This is a genomic window from Streptomyces sp. NPDC002701 (assembly GCF_042889045.1).
Taxonomy (GTDB): domain Bacteria; phylum Actinomycetota; class Actinomycetes; order Streptomycetales; family Streptomycetaceae; genus Streptomyces.
Window position 1 is genome coordinate 49960 of sequence record NZ_JBIAQL010000022.1, and the last position, 25889, is coordinate 75848.

At 68.9% G+C, this 25889-nt stretch carries 26 protein-coding genes, 2 pseudogenes and 1 riboswitch; of the genes and pseudogenes, 6 read left to right on the top strand and 22 right to left on the bottom strand.

The genetic code is table 11. The features are described from left to right. Nucleotides 1–20: 20 nt before the first annotated feature. The 4 genes from ACFYXC_RS34975 to ACFYXC_RS34990 form a co-directional block, all read right to left on the bottom strand. On the bottom strand, nt 21–770 hold the full coding sequence (locus ACFYXC_RS34975) for a class I SAM-dependent methyltransferase (RefSeq protein WP_389556374.1): 750 nt from the start codon (nt 768–770) through the stop codon (nt 21–23). A 326-nt stretch (nt 771–1096) separates the two neighbouring features. Then, entirely contained in the window at nt 1097–2335 is a 1239-nt protein-coding gene (locus tag ACFYXC_RS34980; protein WP_389556376.1) for an ATP-grasp domain-containing protein, read from the bottom strand. Beyond that, nucleotides 2332–3354 (bottom strand): cysteine synthase family protein, encoded by a 1023-nt coding sequence (locus ACFYXC_RS34985; RefSeq protein WP_389556378.1) that lies wholly within the window; start codon nt 3352–3354, stop codon nt 2332–2334. The genes ACFYXC_RS34980 and ACFYXC_RS34985 overlap by 4 nt, the downstream gene beginning before the upstream one ends. Further along, entirely contained in the window at nt 3351–4214 is an 864-nt protein-coding gene (locus ACFYXC_RS34990) for a hypothetical protein (RefSeq protein ID WP_389556380.1), read from the bottom strand. Before ACFYXC_RS34990 ends, ACFYXC_RS34985 begins: the two co-directional genes overlap by 4 nt. A 57-nt stretch (nt 4215–4271) precedes the next feature. Next, nucleotides 4272–4489, bottom strand: a riboswitch (cobalamin riboswitch). 235 nt (nt 4490–4724) lie between these two features. Between ACFYXC_RS34990 and ACFYXC_RS34995 the strand changes: the two genes are divergently transcribed. Next, nucleotides 4725–5708: a ferric reductase-like transmembrane domain-containing protein gene (locus ACFYXC_RS34995; RefSeq protein WP_389556382.1), complete on the top strand. Its 984-nt coding sequence runs from the start codon at nt 4725–4727 to the stop codon at nt 5706–5708. 490 nt (nt 5709–6198) lie between these two features. Here ACFYXC_RS34995 and ACFYXC_RS35000 read toward each other — a convergent pair whose 3' ends face one another. From ACFYXC_RS35000 to ACFYXC_RS35015, 4 genes are all read right to left on the bottom strand, one after another. Beyond that, nucleotides 6199–6936, bottom strand: coding sequence for a dienelactone hydrolase family protein (locus ACFYXC_RS35000; protein ID WP_389556384.1), 738 nt, complete (start codon nt 6934–6936; stop codon nt 6199–6201). 185 nt (nt 6937–7121) lie between these two features. Then, complete coding sequence (locus tag ACFYXC_RS35005; protein WP_389556386.1) at nt 7122–7826, bottom strand: ABC transporter ATP-binding protein; 705 nt, start codon at nt 7824–7826, stop codon at nt 7122–7124. Nucleotides 7827–7833: 7 nt separating this feature from the next. Further along, a complete protein-coding gene (locus ACFYXC_RS35010; protein ID WP_389556388.1) occupies nt 7834–9216 on the bottom strand; it encodes an ABC transporter permease in 1383 nt (460 codons plus the stop codon). Nucleotides 9217–9251: 35 nt separating this feature from the next. Next, nucleotides 9252–10529 carry an ABC transporter permease gene (locus tag ACFYXC_RS35015; RefSeq protein ID WP_389556390.1) on the bottom strand — a complete coding sequence of 426 codons (1278 nt, stop codon included), beginning with the start codon at nt 10527–10529 and terminating at the stop codon, nt 9252–9254. Nucleotides 10530–10743: 214 nt separating this feature from the next. Here ACFYXC_RS35015 and ACFYXC_RS35020 point away from each other — a divergent pair, with 214 nt between their 5' ends. Both ACFYXC_RS35020 and ACFYXC_RS35025 read left to right on the top strand, forming a co-directional pair. Beyond that, complete coding sequence (locus ACFYXC_RS35020) at nt 10744–11406, top strand: response regulator transcription factor (protein ID WP_389556391.1); 663 nt, start codon at nt 10744–10746, stop codon at nt 11404–11406. Next, nucleotides 11397–12608 (top strand): sensor histidine kinase, encoded by a 1212-nt coding sequence (locus ACFYXC_RS35025; RefSeq protein ID WP_389556392.1) that lies wholly within the window; start codon nt 11397–11399, stop codon nt 12606–12608. Before ACFYXC_RS35020 ends, ACFYXC_RS35025 begins: the two co-directional genes overlap by 10 nt. Before the next feature lie 350 nt (nt 12609–12958). On the opposite strand, the gene ACFYXC_RS35030 is transcribed toward ACFYXC_RS35025, so the two are convergent. Next, a complete protein-coding gene (locus tag ACFYXC_RS35030) occupies nt 12959–13852 on the bottom strand; it encodes a helix-turn-helix transcriptional regulator (protein WP_389556394.1) in 894 nt (297 codons plus the stop codon). Between the two features lie 207 nt (nt 13853–14059). Between ACFYXC_RS35030 and ACFYXC_RS35035 the strand changes: the two genes are divergently transcribed. Continuing rightward, a complete protein-coding gene (locus ACFYXC_RS35035; protein ID WP_389556396.1) occupies nt 14060–14290 on the top strand; it encodes a tautomerase family protein in 231 nt (76 codons plus the stop codon). Nucleotides 14291–14576: 286 nt separating this feature from the next. Here the strand turns inward: ACFYXC_RS35035 and ACFYXC_RS35040 are convergent. The 6 genes and pseudogenes from ACFYXC_RS35040 to ACFYXC_RS35065 form a co-directional block, all read right to left on the bottom strand. Next, nucleotides 14577–14762: pseudogene (locus ACFYXC_RS35040) on the bottom strand (DNA-binding response regulator); the annotation flags it as partial. Between the two features lie 64 nt (nt 14763–14826). Further along, nucleotides 14827–15504: a TetR/AcrR family transcriptional regulator gene (locus tag ACFYXC_RS35045; RefSeq protein ID WP_389556398.1), complete on the bottom strand. Its 678-nt coding sequence runs from the start codon at nt 15502–15504 to the stop codon at nt 14827–14829. 175 nt (nt 15505–15679) lie between these two features. After that, entirely contained in the window at nt 15680–15808 is a 129-nt protein-coding gene (locus ACFYXC_RS35050; RefSeq protein WP_389556400.1) for a hypothetical protein, read from the bottom strand. Nucleotides 15809–16272: 464 nt separating this feature from the next. Further along, nucleotides 16273–17388 carry an FAD-dependent monooxygenase gene (locus ACFYXC_RS35055; protein ID WP_389556402.1) on the bottom strand — a complete coding sequence of 372 codons (1116 nt, stop codon included), beginning with the start codon at nt 17386–17388 and terminating at the stop codon, nt 16273–16275. 34 nt (nt 17389–17422) lie between these two features. Continuing rightward, on the bottom strand, nt 17423–18223 hold the full coding sequence (locus tag ACFYXC_RS35060) for an alpha/beta fold hydrolase (protein ID WP_389556404.1): 801 nt from the start codon (nt 18221–18223) through the stop codon (nt 17423–17425). 697 nt (nt 18224–18920) lie between these two features. Beyond that, nucleotides 18921–19448, bottom strand: coding sequence for a MarR family winged helix-turn-helix transcriptional regulator (locus ACFYXC_RS35065; RefSeq protein WP_389556406.1), 528 nt, complete (start codon nt 19446–19448; stop codon nt 18921–18923). A gap of 79 nt (nt 19449–19527) precedes the next feature. Here ACFYXC_RS35065 and ACFYXC_RS35070 point away from each other — a divergent pair, with 79 nt between their 5' ends. Beyond that, on the top strand, nt 19528–19995 hold the full coding sequence (locus ACFYXC_RS35070) for an HGxxPAAW family protein (protein WP_389556408.1): 468 nt from the start codon (nt 19528–19530) through the stop codon (nt 19993–19995). Nucleotides 19996–20051: 56 nt separating this feature from the next. Here the strand turns inward: ACFYXC_RS35070 and ACFYXC_RS35075 are convergent. The 3 genes and pseudogenes from ACFYXC_RS35075 to ACFYXC_RS35085 all read right to left on the bottom strand — a co-directional run. Continuing rightward, a pseudogene (locus ACFYXC_RS35075) lies at nt 20052–20200 on the bottom strand (transposase family protein); the annotation flags it as partial. A 139-nt stretch (nt 20201–20339) separates the two neighbouring features. Then, the gene (locus tag ACFYXC_RS35080; RefSeq protein WP_389556410.1) at nt 20340–20468 is read right to left on the bottom strand and encodes a hypothetical protein; all 129 of its coding nucleotides are present in this window, start codon (nt 20466–20468) and stop codon (nt 20340–20342) included. Further along, complete coding sequence (locus tag ACFYXC_RS35085; RefSeq protein WP_389556412.1) at nt 20461–21075, bottom strand: hypothetical protein; 615 nt, start codon at nt 21073–21075, stop codon at nt 20461–20463. Before ACFYXC_RS35085 ends, ACFYXC_RS35080 begins: the two co-directional genes overlap by 8 nt. 713 nt (nt 21076–21788) lie before the next feature. On the opposite strand from ACFYXC_RS35085, the gene ACFYXC_RS35090 reads away from it, so the two are divergent. After that, nucleotides 21789–22778 (top strand): LysR family transcriptional regulator, encoded by a 990-nt coding sequence (locus tag ACFYXC_RS35090; protein WP_389556414.1) that lies wholly within the window; start codon nt 21789–21791, stop codon nt 22776–22778. A gap of 408 nt (nt 22779–23186) precedes the next feature. Here ACFYXC_RS35090 and ACFYXC_RS35095 read toward each other — a convergent pair whose 3' ends face one another. From ACFYXC_RS35095 to ACFYXC_RS35110, 4 genes are all read right to left on the bottom strand, one after another. Beyond that, the gene (locus ACFYXC_RS35095) at nt 23187–23345 is read right to left on the bottom strand and encodes a contact-dependent growth inhibition system immunity protein (protein WP_389556416.1); all 159 of its coding nucleotides are present in this window, start codon (nt 23343–23345) and stop codon (nt 23187–23189) included. A 204-nt stretch (nt 23346–23549) separates the two neighbouring features. Next, nucleotides 23550–24302 carry an anti-sigma factor domain-containing protein gene (locus ACFYXC_RS35100; RefSeq protein WP_389556418.1) on the bottom strand — a complete coding sequence of 251 codons (753 nt, stop codon included), beginning with the start codon at nt 24300–24302 and terminating at the stop codon, nt 23550–23552. Beyond that, nucleotides 24299–24883 carry a sigma-70 family RNA polymerase sigma factor gene (locus ACFYXC_RS35105; RefSeq protein ID WP_389556457.1) on the bottom strand — a complete coding sequence of 195 codons (585 nt, stop codon included), beginning with the start codon at nt 24881–24883 and terminating at the stop codon, nt 24299–24301. Before ACFYXC_RS35105 ends, ACFYXC_RS35100 begins: the two co-directional genes overlap by 4 nt. Nucleotides 24884–25197: 314 nt before the next feature. After that, nucleotides 25198–25842, bottom strand: a complete 645-nt coding sequence (locus ACFYXC_RS35110) for a fasciclin domain-containing protein (protein WP_389556420.1) — start codon at nt 25840–25842, stop codon at nt 25198–25200. Between the last annotated feature and the right edge of the window lie 47 nt (nt 25843–25889).

Genomic DNA, 25889 nt, shown 5'->3' on the forward strand with positions numbered 1-25889 from the left:
CACGCCTTCGCCGCTCTGCGTCACGCCTCGCGGACCGCCCGCAGTACCAGCCGCTCGGCGTTCTCGTCGTAGGGGCGGCCGTCGAAACCGCCGAAGACCTCGACCCTGCCGAAACCCGCCTCCTCCACCATCCTCCGCAGCTCGACCGCGCTGTACACGAACCACACCAGCGTGGCGCGCGTCACCCGCTCGCCCCGGACCAGGATCCAGTCGCTGCGCAGCCGGGCCCAGTCGTCCAGGACGGTGTCGGTCTGCACCATCAGGTCCTCGCCCCGCTGCACCACCTTGGGCGGGGTGACCTTGCGGGCCAGCAGTTCCTTGCCGGCCAGGTCCAGGACGAGGGTGCCGCCGGGGGTCAGGCAGGTGTACATGGTGCGCAGTACGCGGGCGTTGTCGGCGGGATCCTCGAAGTAGCCGAAGGAGGTGAACATGTTGAGGACGACGTCGAAGGCGCCCGGTGCCTCGTAGGTGCGTGCGTCGGCCTGCACGTACGTGACCCGGTCGCCCGTGTCGGCCGACCGTTTGCGCGCCCGGTCCAGCATGGCGGGACTCAGGTCGACCCCGGTGACGTCGTGGCCGCGGCGGGCGAGCGGGACCGTGAACACACCGGGACCGCAGCACAGGTCCAGCACCCGGGTTCCGGTGGGGAAGGCCAGCAGGGGAGAGGTGTCGAGCAGTTCCTCGGCCTGCGCGTGGCGTTGCTCGGAGAAGAGGAAGTCGTGGAACTCGGTCCAGAAGTCGTCGTCCTGGAACCCGCCCGTCCGTGTCATGCGGTCTCAGTGCTCCTTCGTCGTCATCGTGCAGGTGGTGGTGCGGTGTGCGGTCGCGGAACGCCGGCAGTACGGGGAAGCACCGTGCACCAGGCGCCGAGCGGCGGTCAGCAGGCCGGAGCCGGCCGTTGTTTCCGTCGTCTTCGGCGAGCCCGTGAGCCCGTGAGCCCGTGAGCCCGTGAGCTCGTGAGCCCGTGGAGCTGCCCGACCCGTACTCCGCCGACAGGGCCGGCCGGGTGCCTACCGTCAGAACGGCCAGGCCGGCCCGCGGCGGTCCGTCGAGCGCGGACGGCGTGGCCCGCAAGCCCTTCCCGCCCGGCGCTTGTTCAGCCACCCGCATCCCCGGTCCGCGGGAACGGCTCCGTCAGCACCCGTACGGCATTGGCGGCGGCCACCGCGTGGTGCGTGGCCAGCTCGGCGCTCTCGGCCTCCGCGTAGACGATGCCCGCGTAACCGCGGCTGTCGGTCAGGTGCTCGACGGGGTCGCCGACTGACCTGACCGGGTACCAGGCGGGTGACCCCGGCATGTCCGCCAGGCGGTCCAGCCCGGCGACACCCGTGAACACCCCGGGCGCGGCCGGGTAGCCCAGGACGAAGGCGACCGCCGGGCCGCCGGGCAGGTCGGCGTCCATGAGGCGGGGACGGCGCCCGAGCGCGGCCTCGATCATCGCCGCGTACACGTTGACGCCCAGCGCCCGGCACATGCCCTCCCCGACCAGGGCGCCGCCGATCCGGGGATTGATCTCGACGACCTCCGGCCCGCCGGCGGTCAGGACGAACTCCACGTGCGCGAAACGATCGGTGTAGCCGACCGCCGCGAGCACCTCGCCGAGCCACCGCTCCAGCACGGCCCGCCGCGCCTCGGGGAAGGCCACGGGAAACGCGGTGATCTCCTCCCGGAAGTACGGCTCCGGTGACATCAGCCGACTGGAGACGCCCAGCAGCCGGGTCCGGCCGGCCCAGGTGAGGGTCTCGGCGCTGTACAGCGGCCCGCTGAAGTACGGCTCCGCGAACAGCCGTCCTTTCAGCTGCCGCCCGGCCGCCTCGGCCAGGGCCGCCTCCAGCTCCGGCTCGTCACGCACCAGCCAGACGTTCTGACTGCCGGTGCCCGCCGTGTCCTTCAGGACGGCGGGCAGGCCGACCTCCTTGAGCGGCACGTTCCCCGATTCCGTCCCGGTCGCCTCCACGGCGCGCCCGCGCGTCAGCCCGGCGTCGTGCAGCCGGTTGCGTACGGCCGCCTTGTCCCGGGTCAGTCGCAACACGGCCGGATCGAGACCGGGCAGACCGAGACGGTCGGCGAGTTCCGCGCCCGCCAGGGTCCAGGTGTCGGTGGAGCTGATCAGACCGCGCAGCCGAGGTGTCCGGTGCAGCAGATCCGTGAGCCCTTCCACGTCGAAGGTGTCGGTGACGACGACGTCGAGGGCGTCCGCCGGAAGCCTCTGCAGCTCGTACGAGTAGTAGGCGCGGTCGCGTGTCAGCAGGGTGAGCCGCTCGCCGAGCACCTCGGCGGCGCGCACCAGGTGTCCGAGACCGAAGGTGAGTGACTCCAGGCACGCCACGGTCATGCCGCTCGCTCCTTCCCGCCGGCCGGGTCGGCGGTGCGCCGCCACGCCATCCTGGACCAGGGCATGGACATCTCCTCGGGGGTGGAGACCTCGACCGGCTTCAGCGCGGCGGGGTCCAGGGCTTCGGTGTGGCGGGCGAAGACGCGTTCGACGTAGCGGTGTCCGGTGTCGGCTCCGATCACCAGGTGCAGCCGGTCGGGGTGGCGGCGGGCCTCGTACGTCGCGGTCAGGTATCCGGCGCCGGTGGAGAGTCCGGCGAAGACGGCGTGGTCGCGCAACAGGGCGATCGTGCCGGACATGGCGTGGGTGAAGTCCAGCCAGTGCACGGCGTCGTAGAGGTGGTGGCGGACGTTGTCGAAGACGATCGACGACCCGATGCCGGCGATGATCGCCTCCGGGTCGTGGTGGTCCTGGCTGCCGAAGGTGACGCTGCCGAACGGCTGGACGCCGACGAGGCGCACCGAGGGGTCCGTGGCGCGCAGGCGCTCCACGAGGCCGCCGGTAGAGGCTCCCGAGCCCACCCCTCCGACGACGGTCAGCGCGGTGGCGGGGAACGCGGCCGTGATCCGGTCGGCCACCTCGTGGTAGCCGAGGTAGTGGACGTCGTCGTGGTACTGGCGCATCCAGTGCCAGTCGGGATGGTCGGTCAGGAGCTCCCGCACCCGCCGCACCCGCAACTCCTGGTCCAGCTTGAGATTCCTGGAGGGGCGGACCTGTTCCACGGTGGCGTCGAGGATCTCCAGTTGGGCGCGGGTGGCGGTGTCCACGGTGGTGGAGGCGACGATGTGGCAGCGCATGCCGTAGCGGTGACAGGCCAGCGCCAGGGCGTAGGCGTAGATGCCGCTGGAGCTGTCGATCAGGGTCTGTCCCGGGCGGATCGTGCCCCGTTCCAGCAGGTGGCGGACGGCGGCGAGCGCGGAGTAGATCTTCATCGACTCGAACCGGACGAGGACGAGGCCGTCTGTGAGCCGGACGAGATCGGGGACCTTCAGGGCGTCGGCGATGTGGGGGTGGGTCACCCATAGCCTCCTCGGGCGAAGGAACACTGGTGGCCGAGCGAGTGGAAGAAGGCGGACAGGTCGGATTTCAGGTCTGTGTGCAGGCGTCCGGGGAAGAGGTAGCCGATCAGGCATCCGGTGTGGGCGACGAAGATGCCGTCGGCGCCGAACCGCTCCCGATGGGCCAGCATGCTGTCGAACGTCGCCTTGGGCAGCACGCTCTGCGACAGGGTCGCGCTGGCGGTGGCGGCCCGGGCGACGGCGGCCGGATCGCCGGAGGCGAAACCCTTCAGCAGGTCGGTCAGGCACCGCTCGTACTCCTCGCCGTGCCGCCGGTAGTGCGCCAGCAGCAGGCCGGTGACGGCGGAGGTGTCCACCGTCCCGGGCTCGGTGAGGTACGCCGTGTGGAAGCCGATGTCCGTGCCCAGGCGCCGCACCACTTGGTGCCGGCCACTGAGGTACAGCGCGAACTCGTCGAGGAAGACGCTGTCGGCCCGCTCGACCGCGGCCAGGATGCCGAGGACCACCTCCGTGTCGTACGGCAGGGCGAAGAGCCGGAACAGGCAGCGCAGGGTGGCCACGATGTCGGCGGTCGAGCTGGCCATTCCCACGCCCACCCGCAGGTCGGAGTGGGTACTCCAACGGCCTGGCGGCAGCGTGAGTCCGAAGTGTTCCAGGAAGAGCCGGGCCGCGTTCGCGGACTTCGCACCGACGGGTGGTGAGCCCGGCGGCCGGGTGTCCTGAGTGAAATGCGTCCAGGAGTGGCGGTCCACGGGGAACGACACGATGGCGATGTCCGGCTCCGTGTCCGCCCGCAGCGGGCCCTGGTACAGCTCGCGCAGTGTGCCGTGGCAGACGCCGGACACGGTACGGCCCGTCACGAAACCCTCCTCCGTACCGCCGACCCGGTCCTCGAGGTCACCGTGCACCACCCGCACATCGCGTACGGGGGCAGTGGCAGGTCTTCGGACTCGTGGGCTCGCTCACCGGGGACACCGGTCACCGGTGGGCACCTACCGACCGTCGCTTCCCCGGCCCCCACACGATCGGGCCCAGTGCTGTTGACGGCTTTCGTTCCCACTCACCGCTGCGGGACAGTCCCGGATTCCCACCGGGTTCCCTCTTGCGTCGCGCCACCGGACCCGGAGGGACAGGAGGCTCGAACCGACTGCGGGCATCAGCGTAGGGTGGCTCCCGCCGATGCGGCAGGGGCGAGACGGCAGTTGTCCGAATGCGATCGGTCGGGTGGTAACGGGGGCTCGAGACGATTCGGCCGGTCGGACGATGACTCTGGCCGGATGTGCTCTCCGTAATCCCGGTCACACCCCGCACACTGGTGCGTCGACGTCACCTGCACCTCTCCTCGGAAGACCGCGCCCGGAAGGCCCAGGATGCTGCCAGAGACGACGCCGGAGGACGGCGGCACGACGGTCCCGCCGCCCGCCCGTGACAAGCGCCCGCCCGAGCGCGTCGTCCTGCGTGCCGACCTGCGTTCCGCGCTCCCCGACGCCACTGCCGCCGTCCTGGTCACGGCGGCCGTCTTCGCGTTCCTGTACGCCCGCGTGGAGTCGGGTGACTCGGCGACGGTCGCTGTCATGCCGTTCATGGATGACGCCGGCACGTACTGGATGTATCTGCTCAGCCAGGCGTTCGGCTGGTCGGGCCTGCTGTGGGCCTGGGGCACGGTCATGCTCGGTCTGCTGCTGTCGGGGCCGCGTCCCGCCCGGTTGCCGGTGTCCCGGCAGGTGCTGGAACGCTGGCACCGCACCACGAGCCTGACCACGATGGCCCTGATGTTCGCGCACGCGCTGATGTTCGCGGCGGAACTCGTGCGCTACGAGGCGGAGTTGGCGTGGCTCGAACGGCTGTGGGCGGGATTCGCCGACACGTTCGTGCCCGGCTGGTACGACTCGGGCACCGGCCGGATCGCCATTCCGCTGGGTCAGGGTGCTCTGTATCTGGCCGTCCCCCTGGGCCTGCTGTTCTACGTCCGCCACCGTATCGGCGCCAGCACCTGGCGCCGACTGCACCGCTTCGTCATCGTCGTGTACGTGCTGAGCGTGTGGCACACCCTGCTGTACGGCACCAACGTCTGGTACGGCGAGTGGCCGCGCACCGTCCTGTGGCTGCTGCAGCTCCCGGTCGCGGCGCTGCTGCTGGCCCGGCTGTTGCGGCCTGCCCGTCGGGCCGAGCGACTGGCTGCACCGACGCGGTGCGAGGGCGTGTCGCTGCCGGGCTGGGTGACGCGGGCCGCCGGCCGGGTGGCCGCCGGGGCCGTTGTGGTGGGCCTCGTCATCGTGGTGGCGTCCGGCCACGACGGCGGCCGCGAACGCCCGGCCGAACCACCCGCGACGAGTCCACACGAGCCCGAGTGACGCACGGCCGCGCGCCTCGGAGCGCGGCCGGTGTGGTTGGGCCTGGTGAACGACCCGGACGCGACGGAGGACATTGCAGACGGAAGTCCATCGCCCGGGGCACCTGAACGGAGGTGAGCAGCCAGGAGCGGCCTCCGGGGGCACCCGTGGTGACCGCACCCAGCCGTTCTCCGGCAAGCCCGCTGCCGTGCGAGCCGAACGGGTCGGCGAGTTAGTCATCCACATCCCGGCTGGCGAGGGCCAGCGCCGCGGTGAAACCGGCGCGCGGCCTTCTGCGCCCGAAGCCGGCCCCGCAGCGCCTTGTCGCTCTCGCCGAGATCGTTCGCCGCCTTCTGTACCCGCGCGGCCGCGGCCGAGGGGGCGGCAGCGGCGCCCGTACAGGGCAGGCCCGCGGCGCCCGGCGCACACCGTTCAGCTCCTCACCCCTGATCTGGCCTGCGACGTCCCGGCTCGGCTTCAACCGCGCCTGGCACTGGGGCGGTTGCCTGGGTCATGCCTCCAGGTCCTCCGTCACGGGCAGGCACTCGGTGAGCAGGTCGACGACGTCGCGCCAGGCTCGCTGGGCGTGCCGTGGGTGGTGGCCGACGCCGGGGACCGTGGGGTGGTCGACCGGGGGGTAAGGGAAGGCGTGCAAGGCTCCGCCGTAGACTGTGAGGCGCCAGTCGACGCCCGCGGCCTGCATCTCAGCGGTGAACGCGTCCCGTTGCGCGGGCGGCATGATCGGGTCTTCCGACCCGACCCCGGCCCACACCGGGCAGCGAATGCGCGCCGCTTCGCCCGGTCGGCCCGTGATCAGCCCGTTGACTGTCCCGATCGCCCGCAGGTCGACGCCGTCGCGCCCGAGTTCCAGCGCGACGGCGCCCCCGGTGCCGTAGCCGACGGCGGCGATACGGTCGGGATCGGTCCGCGGCTCGGCGCGCAGCACGTCGAGCGCCGCATGACCGATGCCCCGCATCCGGTCCGGATCGGCGAGCAGCGGCATGCAGCGGGCCAGCATCTCCTCGGGGTCACCCAGATAGCGCCCGCCGTGCAGGTCGAAGGCCAGTGCCACGTATCCCAGCTCGGCGAGCGCATCGGCCCGGCGGCGCTCGACGTCGCTGAGCCCCACGCCCTCGGGCCCGATCAGGACCGCGGGCCTGCGGTCGACACCGGCCGGGAGCGCGAGGTGCCCGATCATGGTCAGACCGTCGGCCGGGTACTCGACCGTACGCGTCGCAATCTCCGTCATGAGACGGGACTGTAGTGATCGTCGAGACCGGTCCGGCCGATGTTCTGCCACTGGCAGAACAGCACGGGTGTCCCACTGAAATGCGGAAGGGGCCCGGTGCCCAAAGTTTCAAGATCACCCCGTTGCCCTTTGGCGTTTGGCGCGCCCAGCGCGTCGGCTTCGGGTGGCGGTCCGCCGGGTCGGCTTCATGGGGTGGCCTGTTGGGACAACTTCCCCTTGCGCAGGGTGAGTACGCGGTCGGACTGTGTGGTCAGTTGTGCGGAGTGGGTGACGACGATCACGCATTTGCCCTGTTCGTGGGCGAGTTCGCGGAAGATGTCGCTGATGCCCTGGGCGGTGTCCTCGTCGAGGTTGCCGGTCGGTTCGTCGGCGAAGAGGATGTCGACGTCACAGGCGACCGCGCGGGCGATGGCGACGCGTTGCTGCTGGCCGCCCGAGAGCTGCAGAACGTTCCGTGTGGCCATCGCCTTGTCCAGTCCGACCTGTTCGAGGAGTTGCAGGGCCCGTGCCCGGCGGCTTCCCGTCGCGGGTTTGACGCCGGTGATCTCCATGGCGGTGGTGACGTTCTGGAGCGCGGTCATGTAGGTGAGGAGGTTGTACTCCTGGAAGATCGTGGCGGCGTGTTTGTTGCGGTAGCGGCCCAGGCCCAGTTTCGTCAGGTCCTGGCCGTCGAAGGCGACCGTGCCCTTGGTGGGCGTGTCCAGACCGCTGGCGAGGCTGAGCAAAGTGGTCTTGCCGCTGCCCGAGGGGCCCAGGATGGTGGTGAACGTGCCGCGCTCGAAGGCGCAGTCGATGTTCTTGAGAACGGTGGTCCTGCGGCGCTGACTGACGTAGGTGTGGCTGATGCCGTCGAGTCGCAGGACGGGGCCGGTCGCGCTGGCGTGGCTCATGGTCGGGTCACTTGCCCTTCGTGAGGATGGAGCGGGGGCTGAGCCGCAGGACGGAGGCGGCGGGTATCGCGGTGGCCAGCAGGGCTATGCCGAGGCCGGCGCCGCCGACCGCTGCGAGGTCGGCCCGGTCGAGGCGGATGGTGATCCGGTCGATCGGGTCGGCGTTGTCCACGGGCCTGTCGTCCGGGTCGATGCCCTCGTCGAGGCCGGTGCGGCCGGGGGCCGGGGGCTGCCAGGAGCCGATCCGCTGGCGGGCCTCGGTGGCTTCCTTGCCGAGCAGTGCCTGACCGGCGCTCTGCGTCAGGTTCTGGGCGAACAGTGCACTCAGGCCGACGGCGAGAGCGGCGACCGCGACGATCTCGACGGCCTGTTGGGCGATCAGCCTGGTCTTGTTCTCGCCCATGGCGAGCAGCACCCCGTACTCCCTGCGGCGCTGTTTCACGGCGAGATCGACCAGGAGGGCGAGGACCGCGGCGCCCGCCACGACGATCAGCCACATCGCGAGGGTGGCGGTGGAGCGGATGCTCTTGAGAGGGCCCGTCATCTGCTGGATCGCCTTGTCGTTGGCGTCCAGTGCGAATCCGTCGAGCGCGGAGCCTGCGACCCGTCGGGCTTCGTCTTTGAAGCGGTCCAGGTCGTCGGCGTCCCGGAGGAGGAAGGTCGCTCTGCCGACCTGGAGCGGGCCGCCGGAACGGGAGTTGAGCCGGGTGAGGCCGCCGACTGTCGCGTACAGCATGTTGGCCGGGTTGACGCCGTACTCCGGTTCGGGCTCGGATCCGGGGCGGGGATCGCGGTAGACGCCCGTGACGGTGAACTCCGCGGTGGCCTTGCCCTCGTTGGCGCCGAGGGTGACCGTGGAGCCGACTCCGAGGCCGTTCTTACGGGCCAACCGCTCCTCGATGAGGAGCCGCTTCTTGTCCTGGTCGGCGGCTGTCAGGTGCCGGCCGGACAGCATGGTGAACCTGCCGCTGCGGAAGTCGGACAGGAGGCCGGTGTCGAGCACGCCGACGCCTGCGGTGCCGTCGGGTCCCATGGTGTTCGCCACTCCGTCGGTGACGAGTTCGGTGCCCTTCTTGAGGATCGCCCGGTCCCACATGGAGTAGGTGTACTTCTGGACCTGCGGCAGGGCGCCCAGTTCGTCGACGGTCGAGGCGGCGATCTGCGGTGCCTGCACGCCGCCGCCGCCGCTGCCCAGCTGGCCCATGTCGATGTCCAGGTTGACCTCGGCGCCCACGGAGCGCCTGGCCTTCTGCTCGGCCTGGGCCGTCGCGTCGTCGATCAGTACGCCGGCCAGCACCATCACGATGATGACGAGGAAGGCGGCGAGGGTGATCAGTGTCCGGCCCTTGCGGGCCCACAGGCTGAGTCCCGCGCGTTTGACGAAGTTCATGGAGGTCGGCTTTCTGGGTCGGTGCGGGTGGGTGGCTACGCGCCCTGGATGAGGATGGAGCGGGGGTGCAGGCGGAGGATCACGAGCCCGGGGGCGGCGGTGGAGACCAGTGAGATGCCCAGGCCGATGCCGGCGACCTTGCCGAGGACCACAGGTCCGACGTCCATCGCGGGTGGCTTGACCGTCGCGCGCGGTGCGCCGGCCGCCGTCACGGACTCGCGCTGTCGGTCCCCGAGCAGCGCGTCACCCAGTTCCTGGCCGGCGAGCTGACCCATGAGGGCCGCGAACGCGACGGCGGGCAGGGCCACGGCCGCCACCTCCAACAGGTGCTGTCCGACGAGCTTCTGTCTTGTCTCGCCCATCGAAAGCAGCACACCGAGTTCGACGCGACGCTCTCTGACCTGCAACATCACGATCAGGCCCAGGATCAGCGCACCGGCCAGGGTGATGACCCACACGATCAGCTCGGCGAACGTACCCACCTGCTGAATCGGACGGACCTGGTCCTTGTACGCCCGGTCGTTGACGCGGAAGTCGAAGGTTTTCGCGCCCAGCAGCCGCTCCGCCTCGGCGCGCAGACGCTCGGCCTGCTCCGGAGACCCGATCCTGAAGACCGCTTCATCGAGGGCTGCCGCTGTGCCCGGACGCAGTTCCTGGGCGACGCGCATCGGTACGTACAGCGTGTTGCCGGGCAGTTCCTGCGGCGGTGCCCAACTCGGCGGATCCGGTGTCGGGTCGCGGAAGACGCCGACGATCGTCAGTGGCAGGGTGCGTCGGCTGTCGGCGGACCAAACACGGATGGTGTCGCCGACCGTGAGCCTGTTCCGCTCCGCAAGGCGTCGCTCGACGACGGCCACCCGTCGGCCGCTGTCCTCGGGAGTGATCCCGCGCCCGGTCGTGATCCTCGTCGAACCGTAGGAGAAGGGCAGCAGCATCCCGGAGTCCCGCACGCCGTTCACCGCCAGAAGACGCCACGCCCCGTCCTCGCCGCGCGTGGCCGGGGGCTTCGGCTGATCGGACTCCAGCGGTTCGGCGCCGCGTGCCTCGGTCTCGACGGGCAGCAGTGGGTTGTACCTGTTCACCGGTGCCGACGTACCGAGTCGGTCCGCGACGGCCGGGGTCAGTCCCTTCCCCCTGACCGTCACGTCCACGCCGATCGTGCGTTGTGCGTCCGCCTCCTGGCGCGCGGCGGCGGCCTGCAACAGGAAACCGCCCAGCAGCAGGGTGCAGACGACGACGAAGATCCCCCACAACGCCGCGGTCCTGGCTTTTCTGGCACGCAGACTCATCCCGGCGCGCTTCACGAAGTTCATGACGATGAAGAAGAGCAGACCGCGCTTTGCAGCCGGATAAGGCTGTTACAGCTGGATAAGGTCCGGCCTCCGTACCGGTACAAGGTTGGCCCCCGTGCGGCGCCTGCGCGGCTCCGGAGCCTTGTGCCACCGCGATCCGTCCATGTCACCGGCATCCCTCATGCCGCTCGACACCCTTATGCCACTGCAATCCGGCTCTTGCTTTCATGTGGCGATGAGAGTTCTGGTAGCCGAGGACCATCGCGTACTCGCCCGTACGATCGCCACCGGTCTGCGACGGCAGGCGATGGCCGTCGACATCGCCGGTACGGGGGACGAGGCGGAGCGACGATGTCTGCTCACCGACTACGACGTGCTGATCCTCGACCGTGACCTGCCGGTCATGAGCGGCGACGAGGTGTGCCGGCGGCTGCGCGACCTGGAGGACCCACCGCGGATCCTGATGCTCACGGCGGCCGGGGAGATCGGCGACAAGGTCTACGGACTGACCACGCTGGGCGCGGACGACTACCTCTCCAAGCCCTTCGACTTCGCCGAACTGGTCGCCCGGGTCAGGGCTTTGAGCCGCCGTTCGCCCCAACCGGCCCGGACCGTGCTGCGGCAGGGAGACATCGCCCTGGACCAGACGCGGCGTGAGGTGTCCGTCCAAGGCCGCTCCCTGGAGCTGACACCCAAGGAGTTCGCGGTCCTTCACCTGCTGTTGCAGGCCCGCGGGTCAGCGGTGTCCCACCGCGAGATCGTCCGCACCCTCTGGGACGAGAACCTCGACCCGCGCACCAGCGCGGTCCGGGCCACCGTCAGCCGGCTGCGCGGCAAACTCGGCGACGCCGGCCTCATCACCGCCGACAAGGGACAGGGATACCGGCTGTGCGACTGACCCCGCGGACGCTCCTCGGCAGGCTCCCCTTCCGGGCCCGCCTGGCCGCGGCCATATCCACGCTCTTCCTGTTGACGGGCGTGGCACTGCTCGCCTTCGTGGTGGTCCTCGCGCGGCACGGAACGGCCCGGCAGGTCGAGGGGATCGCCGTCGCGTACGGGAACACGTCGATGACCCCCACCCCCCAGCCGTCCTACGAACCCGTGCACCCCACCGGACTCGGGCCCACCCGGAGCCGGGACGACGGGGACTTCGCCATGATCCGGAAGATCGACTGGACCGTCCAGGCCGTCCAGGACACCGCCCTGCGCCAGACTGTTCTCTGGTCGGGCGTCGGGCTGCTGGTCATGGCGCTGCTGGCCGGGCTGCTCGGCTGGTGGCTGGCCGGGCGCGCACTGCGCCCCGTCGCCTCGATGACCGAAGCGGCCCGCCGTATCAGCGAGGAGAACCTGCACCAGCGGTTGGCCCTGACCGGCCCTGATGACGAGCTGCACCGCCTCGCCGACACCTTCGACACCATGCTCGAACGGCTGGAGAGGTCCTTCGAGAGCCAGCGGCGTTTCATCGCCAACGCCTCGCACGAACTCAGAACGCCCCTTGCCGTCCAGCGCGCCAGCCTGCAGGTGGGCCTCGCCGACCCGCTGCCCGATGGCCTCGCCGAAGTCCGCGAGGACCTGCTCACCGCGAACCGTGAAGCCGAGCAACTGGTCAACTCCCTGCTTCTGCTCGCCCGCAGCGACCGCGGCCTGGAGGAGACCGTCAGGGTGGACCTGCCGTCCACCGCCCGGACCGTGATCGCCGAACTCGCCGCACAGGCCGCGCAGGAAGACGTGGAGGTGGACCTCACGGCGCAGGCGGTGCTGCCCGTCCTCGGCGACCCGCTCCTGCTACGGCATCTGCTGACCAACCTCGTGCGCAACGCGGTCCAGTACAACCGTCCCGGCGGTCATGTCCTCGTACGTCTCGAAGGCCGCACCGTGACCGTGACGAACACCGGCCCGCACGTGCCAGCCGAACGGATTCCTTACCTCTTCGAGCCCTTCCGCCGCCTCGACCAGGACCGCACCGGCACCACCGGCCATGGCCTCGGCCTCTCCATCGCGGGTTCCATCGCCGGGGCCCACGCGGCCGAACTCACCACCCGACCAGGAAACGACGGCGGACTCCACATCACCCTGCGTTTTCCACGCCCCCGGCCGTGAACGCGCGCGTCGCGCATGCCATCGCTCGGGTCGCGAGCGATACGTTCGCGTATGAGAAGTGGATCTCTGTGCATTGTGAGTCTCGAATCGGACTCATACGGTCGAGGTCATGACGACGACGATAGCCCTCGGAAATTTTGGGATCACTCGCATCACCGAGTGGCAGGGCCGGAGGACTGACCACCAAGCTCCCCCTCGCGTGTGAGGGCAGGGCCTGCACCGTGCCCAGTTGTGTCAGCCCGTGACGCGCGAGGCTTCCAGGGTCCCGGCCACAAAGTACCGGCGTTTGATCTGAGACCCACACGCCCGGTGGATGCGAGCCGGCCGCCCCACACCCCTCAGCGTTGCGATCAAGATTTCGCTGCGGACGGCCTCTGCGGTGCCGTGGCTGCGGTGACGCCGAGGTCCTGGGTTCCTATGACGGACAGCAGTTGCAGCTGCTCGGCTCCCGGGCTTCCGGGCGGCGCGGTGAACCACAGCAGGCGTTGGCGCCCGTCCTCGCTGAGCAGGTTGTAGCAGTCGAGTTCGATGATGCCGAGTGTCGGGTGGATGATCTTCTTGTGGTCCATGCGGCGTACCGCGACGTCGTGGGTGTCCCAGAGGACTGCGAACTCCTCGCTGCGGCGGCGTAGTAGGGCGACCATCTTCGTGACGTCCGCGTCCCGGCCGCGCCGGGCGGCTGCTGCCTGGAGGTCGGCGACGAAGACCCGGGAGTGGTGCGGGTGGTCCTCCAGCGGGTACCTCTCGCGCGCCTGCGGGTCGGTGAACCAGCGGTACACGAAGCTCGCCGCCGGGCCGCGGTGTGCCGGAGACGTGCCGAGCAGGTTCTGGGCCAGGTCGTTTTCCACCAGGGTTTCGTGCAGGTCGCTGATGACGCGCGCGGGGGTGTCGGACAGCCGGTCCAGGAGCGCGAGAAGCGCCGGCTGCACGTGTGCCGACGGTCCGTGTGCTGACGGGGGGATCGGCCGTTCGGCCAGGTGAAACAGGTGGTCGCGTTCATCGCCGTTCAGGCGCAGGGCTCGGGCGAGGGCGGCCAGAGTCTGGGTGGAGGGCTGCACGCCGTGCTTCGCGCTGCCTCTTTCCAACTCGGTGTAGTAGTCCGCTGACAGTCCTGCCAGCTGGGCGACTTCCTCGCGACGCAGCCCGGGGACGCGCCTGCGCGGGCCGTGCGGCAGACCGACCTCGGCGGGGCGGATGCGGTCGCGACGTGTCCTGAGGAAGGCACCGAGTTCTGGAAGGTTCACCTCTTCATGGTCGCGCGCACGCCGGACCGTAGCCAGGGGGCGGCAACCCCTGGGTCACTGCAGCCCTGGCTAGAGGCGGGGGACCGGTCGATCGTTGAGCACGCAGCAGAGCAAGGGCGAGTCCGCGGCCTGATCGCGTCCATGTGGACAGCCTGCTCAACGCAGTCAGCCCTCTGTACGTCTCCCTCAGACAAGGAACGACCAGCCATGCCTTTCGCGAACTTCAAGGTTCCCGAGAAGACCCTCACCCCGAAGCAGAAGGAGGAGATCGTCACCCGCACCACCGAGCTGTACGTCGAGATCTATGGCGAGCGCGCCCGCACCAACACCATGGTGCTGGTCGAAGAGGTCGCCGACGGCGGCTGGGGCATCTCCGGCAGCGTGCTGACCCTCGCCATGCTCGATGAGGCGACACCGACCGACACCAGCGATGCCTGACCGCACCCACTGATCACCGTTCGACCAAGACATCGCCTCGAAGCCGAGGGGCGCCGCCGAGCGCGCCAGGAGCCGTAACGCTCGGGCGGAACTCAGCCCCATGTGACGACACGGCCCAGCGCGCGACTTGCTCGGGTGGGCGGCCTCGGGGGAATGCTCTCGGGTCCGCCCTCCCCAGGCCAGGTGTCGATGGCGAAGCGCGCGGCGTAGATACCGGGCCGCCCGAGGGTGGTTGGCTGATCGGCGTCAGAGATTGAAGACGAGCTCGGCCAGGTCGCGCTTGGTGGTCGTGTCGGCCCTCCCGAAACAGTTCGAGTCCGGTCAGGCCATCGGCGGCAGCGGTGACGGGGTAGTCGTATCGCTCCAGCGCCATCGTGGCGGATCTGCGGATCACCGCGTCGCCCTCCACGAACAGGATCGTCACGCTCGCGGATATGGGCACGGGCGCGCCGTCGGCTGCTGAAGCGGGCATCTCCTCCGTCCGCAGTTAGGTCCGGGAGGCCCTCACCCTGCCAGAACCGTGCCTCCGCCTGGGCTCAACTGTGTATCGGCCGCGTCTCGTGGTCTGTGTCGGGCCGCTCCTCGGACTTCGCAGCGTCCGGGGTGCCGTCGTGAGCGGCGGTGGCGCGTACACCCGCGAGCACGATCGCAGTGATCCGCTGCGCGTCTGCTCGCGTGAACTCGCGCGCGCCCCGGCTGACCAGTCCATGCACCGGACCGCTGAGCATCTCGACGAGAAGATGACAATCGACTACTGGAAGCTCCCCGTTCTCGATCGCCGCGTCCACCCGCTGGCGCAGCCTCCCTAGGCGCTGAGCGAACGCCTCATCGACGATGGCCCGCAGGCCGGGGTTGTCGTGGGCCGAGCCCACGACGTTGAGCAGTGCCCGGCCCTGCGGGCTGGACAGGGCGCCGGCGAGGGCTTCGAGGAAGTCGACGAGGTCGGCGTCGATGTCGCCGGAGTCGTGCAGGGGTGCCGCCTGGGCGCTGAAGGAGGCCAGTGCATCGGCGAGCAGGGTCGTTCGGTCGGGCCAGTTGCGGTAGACGCTGGCCTTGCTGACCCCGGCGAGCTCGGCGACCTGGCCGTAGTGCAGCCCGCCGAACCCGTCGCGGGCGATCAGCTCGGCGGCGGCCTCGAGAATCCGACGCCGTACACGTGCGGTGCGCCCGCCCGGACGGCGGCCCGGCTCTGGCGTGGTTTCGTCCGCGGTCACGAACGGAACCCTACAGCGGCTGCGCCGGGTGGTGCGCGCCTCGATTGCCTCCCAGGTGGCGGGGACCCGAGAGGTCAACCCTGTCCCGCGCGGACTTCCTGGCCGCTGCCTTCGGGCGCTGGCTCTGCTTGTAGGCGACGAAAGCCGCGGCGATGTCGGACATCGCCGTGCCTGGTCAAAGCTCGACCAACGTCCACGCCCCGAGCAGGGCCAGCGAGGTGTTGTGCCCGGCCATCGGGGTCGCGGACTCAGCGGCCGTCGTGCAGGACGCGTTCGACGGCATCCGGGAGTTGTGCTCTGTCATGCGCTGCGATCTGGTGGTGTTGGCTCCCGTCCCGGTAGCTGCCTACGGCGACAGCAACGGCTTCGTCGTCCGGGGACGGTGCGAATTATGACGGGGAGGGAGGCTCGGTCCTGGGCACCCTGACGGGAAAATCGACGATGCTCCGTTCGTCCCGATACGCATTGCGGCCGAAGGTCACACCCTTCACGACCTCGGATCGGAACCATCCGGACTTTGTCTGAACCGAAAGTCGGCGAACCGTGGGGCCCGATGCCGCAGCACCGACTCGCGCACCGCATCCTGCTGCCCTTTGGCCCGCACGTAGCCTGCCGCCAGCGCTGCCTGTTCCGCTTGCCACCGGCGAGTGCTTCGCTGTCGTCTTCCAACCAGCGGCAAGGGTCTGGAATCGCCGATCCGGCGAGTTCGTCGGCAGCGTCACACACATCAGCGGCCGGGGGGATGCGGTACCAGGCCCCATCGAGGCGCTACTGACCGGCCGTGACTGGCTGGAGAAGCTTGTTCCGTGCGGCGATCGCTTCTTGAGTAGGTGGAACGAGAAGTGCACCACCACCCTCGACCGTACCCTGGGCGAATGCGGCAAAAGGCCGTTGGCGGTCCTCGTATCGCGAGAACGCAAGGACGTGATCTCCATCCGCACGCTCGAGTTCCTCGGCGAGGAACTGAGCCCCGGTCAGTGCCAGGGATGTGCCGCGGCCCGCGAGAGGGGATGCGCAATGGGCGGCATCGCCCACCAGCGCGACCCGGCCCCGGTGCCAGGTGGGCATATGAATCTGGCTGACCGAATCGAAGTAGATGTTGGGATCGGCGCGCACCGCGTCGAGGATCGTCTGAACCTTCCACGATCGACACCCGGCGAAGCGGTCGAAGAGGATCTTCTTCTGCGCTTCGATGTCGCGGTAGTCGTAGTCGATGGGATCTGACGCGAACATCAAGAGACCAATAGCTTTGTCCTTGAACCGGGCGATGCCGGCCAGGTGCCCGGGATAGCTGTACATGGGATTGATCCGCTCGGCTTCCGCTTCGGCTTCACCGGGCATGTCGATGATGGCGACGTAGAGGCCGAGATGCCGGATCCAGTCCTGCTCCGGGCCGAACACGAGCCGTCGCACCGCCGAGTGCATACCGTCGGCGCCGAGGACGAGATCGAAGCTCTCCGACGTGCCGGAAGCGAATACGACGTCCACTCGGTCGTCGTGCTCGGCGATCGAGTTCACCGACTCGCTCAGCCGCAGGTCCACGATGTCGGGCAGGGCGTCAGCCAGGATCCGGGACAGGTCCTCGCGGGCGATCTCGATGTCGTCGGACGAATCGCCGATATCGGAGGGCAACCGGCCGATGGCCGTACCGTTCTCGTCGACGAAATGGACCTGCTCAGTCATACGGATACGCGCGTCGCGGACCGCGGGCAGGATGCCCATCTTTCCGGCTACCTGGATCGCATCGCCGCGGACATCTATGGGCGAACCGTTGCCCCGGAGCCGATCGGCCCGCTCGACGATCGTGACGCGATGACCTCGCATTCCGAGGACACGTCCGAGTGAGAGACCGGCGACACCCGCGCCGGAGACAAGAATGTGCATACGTACTCCACAACAGTGATGAGGGGCGGGACACTTACCGCGCTGGCTGTGACGGGTGGGCGAGCACGAAATCGCGGAGTAACCCGGCAGTTTCTTGTGCGAACTCCATCGTGATTCCGTGACGCGCCCCCGGAATCACCTCCATCCTCGCCTCAGGGATCGCGTCGGCAATCTTCTGTCCGATTTCGGGATGAGCTGCAGGATCGTCCTCACCGTAAATGAGCAGGGTGGGGGCCGTGATCTCGGGCAGGCGGTCGGTGAGGTCGAAGCCTGGTATCGCGGCCAGTCGTCGCGCATCCGCCTCCGGTGAGCGGTGGACCACTATCTTCTTGAGTTCGGCCACCGTCTTCTCGTCCGCCTGCCCGCGTTCGGACAGGGCGAAGGCGAGCATCTGGGCATCGCGCTGCGACGGCGACAGCGCGACGATCTCGGAGGCCACAGGCGCCTGCAGGGCCGAGGCGTCAGAGAATGTGGCACCGATCGTCAAAGACTGCACGACGTCGGGCACCGACACTGCGACCTGCAGGGCGATGAAGCCGCCGAACGAAGATCCGAAGAGGTGCGCTCGTTCGTACCCCAGTCCCCTGATGAGCGCGGCGCAGTCCTCGGCAAGGTCGGGGATGCCGTAGGGGTGGGGTGGGTTGACCGACGCTCCGGAATCGCGCTGGTCGTAGGCGATCGCACGGATGCCGTCACCGAGCAGGGGCCGGAACGTGTCGTACTGGATATGGGTGCTCTCGCCGCCGTGCACCAGAATCACCGGTTCGCCGGCACCGGACTCCGCGTAGGCGATCTCGATCTCGCCGACCTTGACCGTGTTCGGTGCAGTGGTCACCGGGATCCCCCGGAGTTCGTGATGGGCCAGACGGGCACCCAGTCGTTGTCGGACACCATGGTGTGGCCCGGGGCGCGCTGGTAGGTGGACTCCAAGACGCTCACCTCCTTAAAGATACTGAACGTTGCTTTAAGCTAGCCCTGATCCACCGTGGTGTCTACCGAGGTGTGGGCGCGAAGATCAAAAAGGTGTGCCGGAGGGTAGGGAGGCCGCAGGGGTAAACGACGCCGGCACGCGACCGAGGGCGCGACCCGGCGGCCGGAACGCTCGGATGAGGTTGCACGTCAACGAGGCGACCATGGAGCTCATTCGGCCCACGGTCGAGGAGGCCGCGATCGTGTCGGACGCGCTCGTCCGTTCGCGGCATCGGGCCGTCGGCGCAACCTCGCGTCAAATGCACCCGCTCCGCCCGCGCGGGTGACGAACACGGCGGGGACCGCCGACGTGCGCAGAGAGGCGAGCGCGAACGCGGAGGAGAGCGCCCGCGCGGCCGTGGCCGGCGCACTGACCTCCGTCGGCGTCCGCTCGCCACTTCCCGCATGTCACCGCGCCGGCCCGGCACGTGCCCGTTGCGCAGCAACCTATGCGGGGCGTGCTTCCGGGCTGCTGCGTGCAGGGACCGTGGCTCGGCATCCGTGGGCATGCCCGGTCGTAGCGTCGGCCCCAACGTTTCTTGGTTCGCGCGGCGGGGGGTGGCTCAGGGGGCCGCGCCTTCGCGGAGTTCGTCGAGGTAGGTGGTCATCAGCCGGTTCGTCCTGGTGAACCAGTCATTGAGGACGGCGATCTCGGCGGGGGAGTAGTCGGCGAACTGCTCGCCCAGGCGGGCGTAATAGGGGCCGTAAAGGGCGGTGACGCGGGCGACCGCTGCGGGTAGGGCCGCGATGCGCACGCGGCGGCGGTCGGCCGGGTCCGGAAGGCGGGTCACGTAACCCGCCCGTTCGAGGCGGTTGACGATGCCGGTCACCGCTCCCGTGGTGACGTGCAGGCGGTGGGCCAGGTCGCCGGCCGTGGGGTGGTTCTCACCGGCCTCCAGGACGTAGCCGAAGCAGGTCAGGTCGGAGACGTTCAGGCCCAGACGCTGCGCCATCTCCTGCTGGGCGATCATGCTGGTGGCGATGAGGTGGTCCATCGCCGACAGGGCCTCCGGCGGCGTGGCCGCAGGGCGTGGAGCGTCCTCCGTCCCGTCCTCCGACCCCTGGCCCTTCGTCTTGCCGCCGTCCGACATCTGGAAATCCCTTAGCGTGTAAGATAAATTGCCTTAGTAGCTAAGCGATTCTATAGGTCGGTCGGCCGGAGGTAGGCACGTGAGCGGGCATCACTATGAAGAGGGGCACACCCTGGCGGGTTGGACGGGGTGCGCGGTGGCTGTTCTGGGGCTGTCGACGGCCGGAGCGGGGATGTGCCTAGGGTCCGGCCCCGCGCTGTGGTCGGGGCTCGGAATCACGGGGCTCAGCGTGCTGGTGACCTGGGGGCTGCATCTCGCGGGCTGGGGCAAGCCGTCGGGGATACGGCCGCCGGCCGAGCGGAGCTGGCGGGTACGGGACCGCGCCGCTCGTGCGGGCCACCCCGACTGCCTGGGGTGCCGGCTGGCCGGACGAGGCCGAGCGCATGGGCGTGGGCGCGTAGCGGCGCCGGACATGACGCAAAGAGTTCTGCCCTCCTCTCCTTCCGCCGCTCGTCCTGAGGCAGAGCCCGTTCCCGTGTCCGTCTCCACGTCCGCGTCCATGTCCGTCCCCGTATCCACCGGCGAGACTGTACGGCTGCCCAACTGAGTGCCACCGCCTGGCCGGGTCCCGCGTAGTTGCATCGGGGCCCGGCTGCGAGCACCCACGTAGTCGGGGTCGGCTTCGCGTAGGACACGCAGAAGGCCAGGCGCGCGGCTGGCGAGCAGATTGATGGCGGCGGCCGTATAGGCGGGGGCGGTGCCGACAGAGATACCGAAGCCGGCCGCGATCTGCGCGAGGGGGTGTCATGCCGGGACGGTTCAGCCGGTCGGCCGGAGGAGTGTTACTGGCGGGGGTGTGAGTGCAGCCTCCCGTCCACACGATGAAAAGGGTCCGCCGGCACATGCGCCGGCGGAGCCGTCATGCAGGATCGAGCTGGCGGTGAGTGTCCCTTACGTCTGGCCGGGTGGCCTGCCGCAGCAGGCGACGGTGGGGTTCTGGTCGGCGCTGGCGCCGGCGAGTGGTGCTACTGCGAGCACGGTTGCCAGTGCCACGAACAGACCCAACACGGCTTTACGCATGTGTCCTCCTGGCCGCCACGAAACGTAGGTCAGCCAGCACCTTGGGGACGTAGAGCGAACGGAGGTGACTGGAGACCTTCTCCGCGCGGAACCATTCCCGGGGATCCCCATACAGCTTCTTCTCGGACTCGGCCGCGCAGCCGCCCATGCGCCTGCGCACCGTGCCGCCGCCGGGGATCTCGACGCTGAGCCTCGGCCCGTCGATCCCGCCGTCGAGCGCCTCGTCGTAGGCCGTGCGGCGCTGCTCGGAGAGACGTTTGCGGTAGGCGAGGTTGGGGTTGGCGGCGCGGGCGGCGGCCTCCTCGGCCTGGAGGCGGCTGCCGTAGCCGTACATACGAGCCCAGCCAACGTCGTCCAGCACATAGCCGAGGGTGCGGCTCTGCGCCAGGGTGAGCCGCTCGGCCTCCCAGAACTCGAAGCCCTGTCGCCGCATGCAACTGCCGAGCAGGCGTTGCTGCGCGTCCGAGATCCGCAGTTGCTCGGCATCGGTCAACTGCCGCGCGGGGCCGCCTTCCTGGCGTTCCGTGCTCGCCGGGGAGTGCTGGGCACTGTCACAGCCGGTGATGACGGCGGACACGAGTAGCAAGCTGATCACGGCCTTGCGCATGAAGTCCTCTCGCATGGGGCGTGAAGGAGGGGAGTGAGCGAGGGAGAGCGGATGGGCGGGTTCCGGTGCAACCGGGCTCACGTCACCAGAGAGATTCATCGGTGAACGAACATGCCAGGACTTTCAGTGCTCTCCGAAAGGCGCATGTCACGACCAAGTGAGCGGCGCCCCGCACCATGGGGGCGGCTACCGCCTGGCCGCCGTTCCGAACGAAGGGAGATCAGGCCGCCAGTAGACTGACAAGCCCTCACATACCGAGCTATCAGTGATCGCCCACCACTGCCAGCTCGCACGCGTGTTGAGGGGCCGGCAAGCGAGGTGGGTAGGTCAGATGCCTGGCCTCCCGCACAGCGGCTGGGTGCCCTTGATGAAGCCGCTGTTGCTCCCCACGTCCTTCCGGAAGACCGCGCACCACAGGTCACTGTGCGCACAGTCCTGCTATCTGGGCCGGTCATACGTGCGGTCCGTCCATTCCCCGTCCGGGCTGTTCTCGGCGGTGCCGTGCGGGCCGCACAGCTCCCGGTGGCCCATGCTCGTGACGGGGGAGCCGGACCCTCAGTTCCGCCGCGTCTTCCGATTCTTATTTTTCTGCATAGGCGTTCGGTTTTTCGTTTGAGGGGACCGAGTGACGGCCCGTTGACTATCACACAGTGGACGTGGGGATGTTATCGGAACGAAGGTATACAATCCCTGCAGGTGATAATATAATGGTTATGATGCCTTTTCAGGCCGTCGAAGGGGGCGTTTTTGTGGGAATGTCCACGCCGAAAGAGCCGAGCATTCATCAACTGCGGCTCTTTCTCGCGCTGAGTGAGGAACTCCATTTTAGGCGTGCCGCCGAACGCCTATTCATCACACAGCCGGCGCTGAGCCAGCAAATTAGAGAGCTGGAGAAACGCCTGGGGGTGCGTGTAGTCGAGCGCGCAAACCGGACGATCACTATGACCGAGGCAGGGCGGGCCCTGCTGCCCGAGGTTCGGGCCGCAGTCGCGGCTGTCGACCGGCTCAAGCGCGTTGCCGACGCGCAGCTGCGGCAGGCGTCCGGACAGCTCGTCGTGGGCACCATGGGAGCCGAGGCTTCCATGGCGCACACCCGTGCCGTCCTCGGCCTGCTGCAAGACCGGCATCCCGGCATTGCCGTTCAACTGGTCAACCTCGGCTTCGGCGATCACATGGCCGCGCTGGCACAGCAAGAAGCCGACGTGGTCTTCCTGCGCCCACCGGTGACCGACGGCATCGAACTGCACCACCTGGCCACCGAACCGCGCGTGGCCTGCCTTCCCGCCGACCATCCCTTGGCCACCGAGCCCCGGCTCACCCTGGCGCACTTGGCCGGTGTTCCGGTGGTCAACATGCCCGAGCAGGTGCCGCGGCTGTGGTGGAACTACTGGGCAGTCGACCCCCGCCCCGACGGCAGCCGCGTTCGCTACGGGCCGGTGGTCACCGACATGGAGTCACTGCTGCACACGGTGGCCTCCGGCGAAGCGATGTGCTTTCTCCCCTCGGCCGCCCGCGACTACTTCTCGCGCCCGGGCATCACCTACCTCGACGTCGTCGACCTCGCCCCCTCCACGTCCGCCCTCGCCTGGCTCAGACGACGGCGCACCGAACCCACCATCGAAGCCATCCGGCACGCCGCACAAGAAGCCACACGCCAGACGTTCGACCAGCCATATGACACATCCGCGATGGCGCGGCCATAGCCTCCACTCCTTGGAGGACCACGAGACGACGTCAGCGCGGCCCCGGCCAGGAAGACCGGGGCCGCGCTGACATCCCCGGCCGAATTCGAGGCTGGAGACTCCATGACGACCGACGTGTTCAGCGAAACCTTGGTGCTCGCTGACAGGCCCCCGCCCCGTTGCCACGCCGCTGTTCAGTTCAAAAGGAGTAGACCGTCGTGGTGGAGGAACTGCTTGCAGCAGTTCCCACAGCGGCCATGGGCCTGCTGCCCACGTACCGAGCAGGGCCCGGTCCACGATATGCAGGCGCTGCTTGGGCAAAGGCCCGTCCTGCGGAGGAGATGCGGCCGTTGGGCATCATGACTCCTGCGTCCCCGTCGTGCTCGGGACGTCCCATCCCGGGTGGCACATCGGCCAGCTCCGAGACGATCAGGCGGACATCCCGCTCAAGTTCGGGACACTCGGTCCAGACCTTCGCACGCCGGTGAGCACGGCGGCCAGCAGATCGCCCTCGTACACGTCGCCTTCCGCCAGTGGGTTGATCCGTCGGACCTCGACCGCCAAGGGCAGGAGGTGGGCAAGGCCCACGTCCTGCCCAGCAGTAGCCGCATGCCCTCGACGGTCAGGCCGCCGATCGGTTTACGCCGAAGCTCACGCACGGTCGCCATCAACCGCGTTTCACCGCCCGACGGGGGGCCGGCCAGCGGTCGCGCTCAAGCTCCTCCAGGGAGCGATCACGGTTCATGGGTCGAGGCACGACCGACCGTCCCATGTCGGAACTCCTACGCGGTCTCAGGCAGGAAACGGCACGAGGACCAGCGGTGAGGAGGTCGGCTTGGTGGAGCCGCCGGCAGGCTCGAGGGTGAGACCCATACCGGACGCGCCGCCGACGTTCCCGCGCATCAGGACGGCGGTAGCCGCACGATCGACGTTCACCAGTCCTGCTGCTCGCATGGTGCCGTCGTCGTTGAACCACAGCTCGTACACCTTGCCGGCCGGGGGCGGGGCCAGTCCCGCGGTGACGAAGGCTGCCTGATCGAGGCTCCTGGACACGATGACCGTTCCGGTGGCCCCGTCCGCGAAATGCATGGTGCGGGTCTTGGCGTCGGGTGCGGCCAGGACGGTGGCGAGGGAGTCGGCACGCTGTTCGGTGCGTTCGGCCCGTGCGCTGGCGTCCTGGGCGCGTTCGTGCTGCCAGACGGTGGTGCCGCCCAGGGCGGCCGCAGCGGCCAGACAGGCAGCCAGGGCCCATCGGGAGACGCGGTGGGTACGCAGGCGCGTCCTGGGCGAGGGAGTGGACAGGAGGAGTCGGGGGGCTTCCTGCCGGACTGCGCTGATGCGCCGCATGACGTGCTCTTTGAGTTCGGGGCGTGGTGTGAGCGATACGGCCATGCCCAGGCGGGCGGCGGTCTCGCTCAGTTCACGTACCTCTTGCGTGCACGCCTCGCAGCTGGCGAGGTGGCGTTCGAAGGCGGTTGCTTCTTCCGTGCTCAGTGCCTGGAGTGCGTACGCTCCGGTGAGGGTGTGCAGGTCGGTGGTCTTCATGCGCTCACTCCCAGGCAGTCCCGGAGTCTGATCAGGCCGTCGCGGAGTCTGGTCTTGACGGTGCCAAGGGGAAGGGCCAGGAGTTCGGCCACCTCGCGGTAGGTCAGTCCTCGGTAGTAGGCCAGGGTGACCGACTGGCGCTGGATGTCGGTGAGCGTGCGCAGACAGCGCTTGACCTGCTCACGTTCGAAGCGTGCCTCCACCTGTTCGGTGACCTCGTCGTACTCTGGTGTGTGGTCCAGCAGCGCGGCCTTGTGCTCCCGTGCGATCGAGGACTCCACGGAGCGCACCCGGTCCACGGCCCGCCGATGGGCAAGGGTGAGGATCCAGTTGATGGCCGTACCGCGTTCGGGCCGGTAACGAGCCGCGGTCCGCCATACTTCCACGAGCACGTCCTGGGCTACTTCCTCGGACTGCGCCTGGTCGCGCAGCACACGATGGGCAACTCCCAGGACCGGTGAGACCGTAGCGTCGTAGATGACAGCGAATGCCTCCTGGTCTCCGCCCGCGACCTCACCCAGCAGCCTTTCCAGGTCCGGCCGGGCCGACGGATGCCGTCCGATGTGCACCGGTTCTTTCACCACGCCACGCTCCACATTCAAAAGAACTCGCATCGCACCAATAGTCCGAAACTACCGGTCATCTGGTTTGCCGCTCGTCATGGTGCGCTGACATGACCGGACATTGTCAGATCGTCGCGCGAGGGGTTCGCCAGCGCGATCCGCCCGTGGCGCACGTGACGGATGTCCTGAGGCCCCCCGCCATGCCGGAGGAGCCATCGGTGCTCGCATCGACGGCAACGGGGCACTTCGGGCCGCCCGGGCCGGGTATGGCCAGGCGGCCCTTCATGTCCGGCTACGCCCGCGGAGAGGCGTAGCCGGACCGCGGTGTGCGCTCAGCTCTTGGGCATCAGCACGGTGTCGATGATGTACACGTTGGCGTTGGCGGTCTTGACGTTGCCGCAGACGACCTTGCCGGAGTCGTTGACGGTGTAGGACTCACCGGAGCCGGAGGTCGTCAGCTCGGACTTCTCCAGCGTCGGGAAGGAGCCGTTCTCCAGGTCCTTGGGGGCGAGCTTCTGACCCACCACGTGATAGGTGAGGATCTTCGTCAGCTGCGCCTTGTTATTGAGGACCTTGTCCAGGTCGGCCTTGGGGATCTTCGCGAAGGCGTCGTTGGTCGGTGCGAACACGGTGATGTTCTCGGCGTTGTTGAGGGTGTCGACCAGGCCGGCCTTCTTGACGGCCGTCACCAGCGTGGACAGTGCCGGGTTGTTGGAGGCGGCGGTGGCTACCGGGTCCTTGGCCATGCCGTCGAAGGAGCCGGCGCCGTCCTTGGGCACGGTGGCGCAGGCCGGGCCGAACGGCTCGTCCATGGCGGCCATGTCACTGGAGCTGTCGGTGGCCTCGTCGCTCGCGGAGGAGGCGGCCTTGCTGGAGGAGGACGTGTCGCTGCTGTCGTCCGAACAAGCGCTGAGGGCGATCGGAAGGACGACGGCGGCGGTCACGGCTACGGCGGCACGGCGCATACGGGTGTTCATGCGATGTCTCCTGTGGGGATGCGAAGGGCGATCAAAGGGGGCAGTGT

Bases quoted from the DNA above. Each gene is read 5' to 3' on its own strand.
- ACFYXC_RS35065 (WP_389556406.1), bottom strand. From the start codon at position 19,448: ATGTCGGACGGCGGCAAGACGAAGGGCCAGGGGTCGGAGGACGGGACG.
- ACFYXC_RS35035 (WP_389556396.1), top strand. From the start codon at position 14,060: ATGCCTTTCGCGAACTTCAAGGTTCCCGAGAAGACCCTCACCCCGAAG.
- ACFYXC_RS35050 (WP_389556400.1), bottom strand. From the start codon at position 15,808: ATGACAGAGCACAACTCCCGGATGCCGTCGAACGCGTCCTGCACGACG.
- ACFYXC_RS34980 (WP_389556376.1), bottom strand. From the start codon at position 2,335: ATGACCGTGGCGTGCCTGGAGTCACTCACCTTCGGTCTCGGACACCTG.
- ACFYXC_RS35090 (WP_389556414.1), top strand. From the start codon at position 21,789: ATGATGCCTTTTCAGGCCGTCGAAGGGGGCGTTTTTGTGGGAATGTCC.
- ACFYXC_RS35010 (WP_389556388.1), bottom strand. From the start codon at position 9,216: ATGAACTTCGTCAAACGCGCGGGACTCAGCCTGTGGGCCCGCAAGGGC.
- ACFYXC_RS35055 (WP_389556402.1), bottom strand. From the start codon at position 17,388: ATGCACATTCTTGTCTCCGGCGCGGGTGTCGCCGGTCTCTCACTCGGA.
- ACFYXC_RS35000 (WP_389556384.1), bottom strand. From the start codon at position 6,936: ATGACGGAGATTGCGACGCGTACGGTCGAGTACCCGGCCGACGGTCTG.
- ACFYXC_RS35080 (WP_389556410.1), bottom strand. From the start codon at position 20,468: ATGCGTAAAGCCGTGTTGGGTCTGTTCGTGGCACTGGCAACCGTGCTC.
- ACFYXC_RS35020 (WP_389556391.1), top strand. From the start codon at position 10,744: ATGAGAGTTCTGGTAGCCGAGGACCATCGCGTACTCGCCCGTACGATC.
- ACFYXC_RS35015 (WP_389556390.1), bottom strand. From the start codon at position 10,529: ATGAACTTCGTGAAGCGCGCCGGGATGAGTCTGCGTGCCAGAAAAGCC.
- ACFYXC_RS35085 (WP_389556412.1), bottom strand. From the start codon at position 21,075: ATGCGCAAGGCCGTGATCAGCTTGCTACTCGTGTCCGCCGTCATCACC.
- ACFYXC_RS35100 (WP_389556418.1), bottom strand. From the start codon at position 24,302: ATGAAGACCACCGACCTGCACACCCTCACCGGAGCGTACGCACTCCAG.
- ACFYXC_RS35110 (WP_389556420.1), bottom strand. From the start codon at position 25,842: ATGAACACCCGTATGCGCCGTGCCGCCGTAGCCGTGACCGCCGCCGTC.
- ACFYXC_RS34975 (WP_389556374.1), bottom strand. From the start codon at position 770: ATGACACGGACGGGCGGGTTCCAGGACGACGACTTCTGGACCGAGTTC.
- ACFYXC_RS35005 (WP_389556386.1), bottom strand. From the start codon at position 7,826: ATGAGCCACGCCAGCGCGACCGGCCCCGTCCTGCGACTCGACGGCATC.
- ACFYXC_RS34995 (WP_389556382.1), top strand. From the start codon at position 4,725: ATGCTGCCAGAGACGACGCCGGAGGACGGCGGCACGACGGTCCCGCCG.